The sequence below is a fragment of the Actinotalea ferrariae CF5-4 genome, assembly GCF_000603945.1.
Taxonomy (GTDB): domain Bacteria; phylum Actinomycetota; class Actinomycetes; order Actinomycetales; family Cellulomonadaceae; genus Actinotalea; species Actinotalea ferrariae.
Genome location: NZ_AXCW01000047.1, coordinates 1 through 4,834, shown reverse-complemented (window position 1 = coordinate 4,834; position 4,834 = coordinate 1). Strand labels below are relative to the sequence as shown.

Here is a 4,834-nt window from a genome sequence, read left to right as displayed (position 1 = left end):
CCGCCGTCGGCGCGGCGAAGGCCGCCCGCCAGCCGCTGAGGTCGGCGATCCCCGCGGCCACGAGGGTCGCGGTGGCCATCCCGACCGCGGACACGGCCATGAGGTCGGCGAGCGGCCCGTGCCGACGGTGCGCCGGCAGGGAGTCGCCGATGTAGATGATCGCGGTGGGGAACACGGCGGCGTAGGCCGCGCCGGCGACGAGCCGCGCGACGGCGAGGACCCCGACGGTGGGCGCGAGGATCCCGACGACGCCGGACAGGACGCTCAGCGCGAGGGCGATCCGGACCGTCCGCACGCGGCCGAGGCGGTCGGACGCGAAACCCCACAGGACCTGGGTGGCGCCGTAACCGACGAAGTAGAGCGTCGCGACGGCCGCGACCTGCTCGACCGGGACGTCCAGGTCCAGCGCGATCGGCAGGAGGAGGGGGGCGATGGCCAGCCGGTCGAACGACGCGAGGAAGACGGCGGAGTGGAGCAGGCGGAGGGCGCCGCGCAGCTCGCGCTTCTCGGGCTCGGCCGAACGGCTCCCGGGCGCCTCGCTGTCCCCGGGCACCTCGCTGTCGCCGCGCACCGACCGGTCCCCGGGCTCAGTCGGTGTCGAAGACATCGGGGTGCCGCGCCAGCTCGACCCGCGTCCGCCGGATGTGCAGCTCCAGCACGTGCGCCGCGTCCTGCGGGTCGCGTCGGCGCAGTGCCTCGACCAGCAGCGTGTGCTCGGCGTGCGTGGCCGGGCTGTCGGCCACCCCGACCAGGACCGCGTACGCGCGCCGGTAGGGCTGCGTGGAGTTCCACAGCCGGCGGACGATCTCCTCGATCGACGGTGCCGCCCCGCCGCTGTAGGAGAGCAGGTGGAACTCCCGGTCCAGCCGCAGGAACGTCTCGAGGTCCGCGCCCTGCATGCGGGTGGCCAGGTCGGCGAGCCGGTCGACGACGGCGTCGTCGAGGTGCGGTGCGGACAGCGACAGCAGCAGGGGCTCGAGGCGCTCGCGGATGAGGTACGCCTCGGTGCACTCGTGGACCGACAGCGACTCGACCCAGGCGCCGGTGTTCGCGACGAGCCGGACCAGGCCCTCGCCCTCGAGCCGGCGCAGCGCGTCGCGCACGGGCAGGCGGCTGGCATTGAACTCCCGCGCCAGGTCCTCCTGGAGGATGCGCGTGCCCGGCGCCCGGGCACCGGTGAGGATCTGCCGGCGCAGGCCGTCGACGATGCGGTCGGAGGCGGGGCCCGTGTCGGTCGTCGGGGCGTCGGCGGGCTGCGTCGTCGTCATGCGCGGCATCCTCCCTTGCTTCCTCCCCGGCTCCCCGGGGATCCGGCTCAGGCCGTCGGGTCCGCGGGGTGCCACAGGAGCGTCGTCGTCCCGGGGTCCTTCTCGTAGGCCTTGCCCTCGGGGTAGCTGACCAGCTCCAGCTGCATGCCCCACGGCGACCGGAAGTAGACCCAGCGCTGGCCCGCCGAGTGGCGGGTGCTCGCCGTCGGCTCGCCCATGACCTCGACGCCCTGCTCGCGCAGGTACGCCACGGCGGCGTCGAGGTCGTGCACGTAGATCGCCAGGTGGTGGCCGCCGATGTCGCTGTTGCGCGGCTGCGGCGCCTGCCCGTCGGCGGCCTCGTACTGGAACACCTCGAGGTTCGGTCCCGTGCCCAGGCGGTAGAAGCGCAGCTCGCGCATGACGGTGCGGGGGTGGACCCCCAGGTGGACGGCCATCCAGTCGTCGTCGCGCTCGAACGGGCCCAGCGAGTAGACCCGCGTGCAGCCGAGGACGTCGACCAGGAACCGCTCAGCCTCGTCCAGGTCCGGCACCGTGACGCCGATGTGCTCCGTGCCGACCAGACCGGGAAGCGCCATCGCTCCTCCTTGGGTTGTATCCGACCATCACCGATACGGCCGTGAATCGTGCTCATGGCGGCACGTGGTCTTGTGAATGTATCCAATCACGCCTTAGGCTCGGGATCCAGAGGTTCGTTTCGAAGGAGAATCGACCATGCGCAGGACGCCCCTCGAGCCCGGTTCGCCCTGGGTCCAGCTGGAGACCACCCCCGAGGACTGGGCGGCGGCCGACCCGGGCCTGCTGGCGACGATGCTCGGCCAGCTCCACCTCGTGCGGGCGTTCGAGGAGACGGTCCTCGACCTCGCCGGGCAGAACCTCGTCCACGGGCCCGCCCACTCGAGCATCGGCCAGGAGGGCGGCGCGGTCGGCTCGGTGCTCGCGCTGCGGGCGTCCGACGGCGTCAACGGCACGCACCGCGGCCACCACCAGTTCCTCGCCAAGGTGATCTCCTACGTCACCCCCGAGCTGGACCTCGAGGCCCTCGTCCCCGACGACCTCGCGGCGGTGCTGCGGCGGACGCTCGCGGAGATCCTCGGGCTCGACCAGGGCTGGTCGCGCGGCCGCGGCGGCTCGATGCACCTGCAGTGGATGGAGGCCGGGGCGCTCGGCACCAACGCGATCGTCGGCGGCGGCGTCCCCCTCGCCGCCGGCAACGCGTGGGCCCAGCGGCACAGCGGCACCGACGACGTGACGGTCACCTACTTCGGGGACGGGGCCATCAACATCGGCTCGGTGCTGGAGTCGATGAACCTCACCGCGGCGTGGGACCTGCCGCTGTGCTTCTTCGTGGAGAACAACCGCTACGCCGTCTCCACCACCGTGGAGGAGGTCACGGGCGAGCCGCGCCTGTCCGCGCGCGGCCCCGGCTTCGGGCTCGCGTCGTGGCGCGTGGACGGCATGGACCCGCTCGCCGTCCACCTGGCGATGACGGAGGCCGTCGAGCACATGCGTGCCGGCAAGGGCCCGGTGCTCGTGGAGGCCGAGGTCTACCGCTTCTTCCACCAGAACGGCCCGTACCCCGGCTCCGCCTTCGGTTACCGCAAGAAGGAGGAGGAGGCGCAGTGGCGCGCGCGCGACCCGCTCGAGCGCGTCGCCACCGAGATGATCGCGCGCGGCCTCGTCGACACCGACGCGGTCGCGAAGGTCCGTGCGCAGGCCACGGAGGCCATGGCCGCCGTCGCCGCCGCGCTCGTCGAGCCCGACCCGGAGGGCAAGCCGGGGACGCGGCGGATCCGGCCGGAGCTGTGGCCGGACACGAAGTTCGTCGACGTCGGCATCCGCAGCGACCTGTCCGAGGTCGCCGACGCGCGCACCGCGGAGGCCGAGGACTTCGCCGGGTCGATGGTCACCAAGCGGTTCGTCGAGGCCGTCGCGGGGGTCATGCACCGCCGGATGTCGACCGACGAGCGGATCGTCGTCCTCGGCGAGGACGTCCACCGCCTCGGCGGCGGCACGAACGGCGCGACCAAGGGCCTCGTCGAGGCGTTCCCCGGTCGCGTGCTCGGCACGCCGATCAGCGAGAACGCGTTCGTCGGCCTCGGCGGCGGCATGGCGCTCGACGGGCGGTTCCGCCCGGTCGTGGAGCTGATGTACCCCGACTTCCTGTGGGTGGCCGCCGACCAGCTGTTCAACCAGATCGGCAAGGCGCGGCACATGTTCGGCGGCCAGAGCGCCGTCCCCTTCGTGCTGCGCACCAAAGTGGCGAAGGGAGCGGGCTACGGGTCGCAGCACTCCATGGACCCGGCGGGGTTGTTCGCGACGGCCGCCGGCTGGCGGGTCGTCGCGCCGTCGAACCCGTTCGACTACGTGGGCCTGATGAACACCGCGCTCGCGATCGAGGACCCGGTGCTCGTGCTCGAGCACGTCGGGCTCTACCAGACGACCGGCGAGATCCCCGAGGACGACCTCGACTACCACCTCCCGGTCGGCCGGGCGAAGGTGCGCCGTGAGGGCTCCGACGTCACCGTGATCACCTACCTCAGCATGGTCGGGCACGCCCTCGAGGCGGTCGAGCAGACCGGGATCGACGCGGAGGTGATCGACCTGCGCTGGCTCGACCGGGCCAGCATCGACTGGGACACCATCGGGCAGTCGATCCGCAAGACGAACGCGGTGCTCATCGCCGAGCAGGGGGCGATCGGCACGTCCTACGGCGGGTGGCTCTCCGACGAGATCCAGCGCCGGTTCTTCGACTGGCTCGACCAGCCCGTCCAGCGTGTGACGGGGCGCGAGGCGTCGCCGAGCATCTCCAAGGTGCTCGAGCGGGCCGCCATCGCGGAGACCGCCGAGGTCGTCGAGGGCCTGCGGCGCGTGACCGAGGGGATGGGTGGCTGACGTGGCGACGCTGATCCGGATGCCGGCCGTCATGACGGGCGCCGGCGAGGCCGTCATCGCCACCTGGGTGGCCGCCGAGGGTGCCACCGTCGCGGTCGGCGACGTCCTGGCCGAGGTCGAGACCGAGAAGGCCGTGGTCGAGCTCGCCGCCGAGACCGCCGGCGTGCTGGTCCGCCGGCTCGCGGCCGAGGGGGACACGGTGCAGGTCGGGGCGCCCGTCGCCGTCCTCGGCGACGCGGGGGAGGACGTCGACGTCGACGCGCTCCTCGGGGCCGCCGCCTCCCTGGCCTCCGAGGCCCAGGGCTCCGCCGACGACGGCGCGGCGGTCGGTGGTGCGGCCGAGCTCGCCGGGGCTGCCGAGGAGGCGGGCGCTGAGCCCGCGCCTGCTGCCGCCCCGGCAGTCGCTGCCGAGGAGGGTGGCGCTGCCGAGCCGAAGGGCGATCTCGAGCCGGCTGCCGGAGGGACGGCGACGTCGCAGGCCGAGGCCGGCGCCGCCGGGCAGCGGCTGTTCGCCAGCCCCCTCGCCCGCAAGATGGCCCGCGAGGCGGACGTGGACCTGGCGCGACTGCACGGGACGGGGCCCGGCGGGCGGATCGTCCGGCGGGACGTCGAGGCGGCCATCGCAGCCGGACCGGCCCCTGCTCCCGCCGCCCCCGCTCCCGCGGCTGCTG

The 4,834-nt window shown here is 73.7% G+C and carries 5 protein-coding genes; 2 read left to right on the top strand and 3 right to left on the bottom strand.

The genetic code is table 11. The annotated features are described in order from the left end of the window. From N866_RS06480 to N866_RS06470, 3 genes are all read right to left on the bottom strand, one after another. Positions 1-571 (bottom strand): MFS transporter (locus tag N866_RS06480; RefSeq protein WP_162177296.1); only part of this gene is annotated, 571 nt, incomplete at its 3' end. A 16-nt stretch (positions 572-587) separates the two neighbouring features. Continuing rightward, the gene (locus tag N866_RS06475; RefSeq protein WP_034224324.1) at positions 588-1,268 is read right to left on the bottom strand and encodes a GntR family transcriptional regulator; all 681 of its coding nucleotides are present in this window, start codon (positions 1,266-1,268) and stop codon (positions 588-590) included. 47 nt (positions 1,269-1,315) lie between these two features. After that, positions 1,316-1,846, bottom strand: a complete 531-nt coding sequence (locus tag N866_RS06470; protein WP_034224321.1) for a VOC family protein — start codon at positions 1,844-1,846, stop codon at positions 1,316-1,318. A 136-nt stretch (positions 1,847-1,982) separates the two neighbouring features. On the opposite strand from N866_RS06470, the gene N866_RS06465 reads away from it, so the two are divergent. Together N866_RS06465 and N866_RS06460 are read left to right on the top strand one after the other, a co-directional pair. Continuing rightward, entirely contained in the window at positions 1,983-4,163 is a 2,181-nt protein-coding gene (locus N866_RS06465; protein ID WP_034224320.1) for an alpha-ketoacid dehydrogenase subunit alpha/beta, read from the top strand. A 1-nt stretch (position 4,164) separates the two neighbouring features. Continuing rightward, a partial coding sequence (locus tag N866_RS06460) for an E3 binding domain-containing protein (RefSeq protein WP_034224327.1) occupies positions 4,165-4,834 on the top strand: 670 nt, incomplete at its 3' end.

Coding starts and splice junctions, on each gene's coding strand:
- N866_RS06475 (WP_034224324.1), bottom strand. CDS start 1,268: ATGACGACGACGCAGCCCGCCGACGCCCCGACGACCGACACGGGCCCC.
- N866_RS06470 (WP_034224321.1), bottom strand. CDS start 1,846: ATGGCGCTTCCCGGTCTGGTCGGCACGGAGCACATCGGCGTCACGGTG.
- N866_RS06465 (WP_034224320.1), top strand. CDS start 1,983: ATGCGCAGGACGCCCCTCGAGCCCGGTTCGCCCTGGGTCCAGCTGGAG.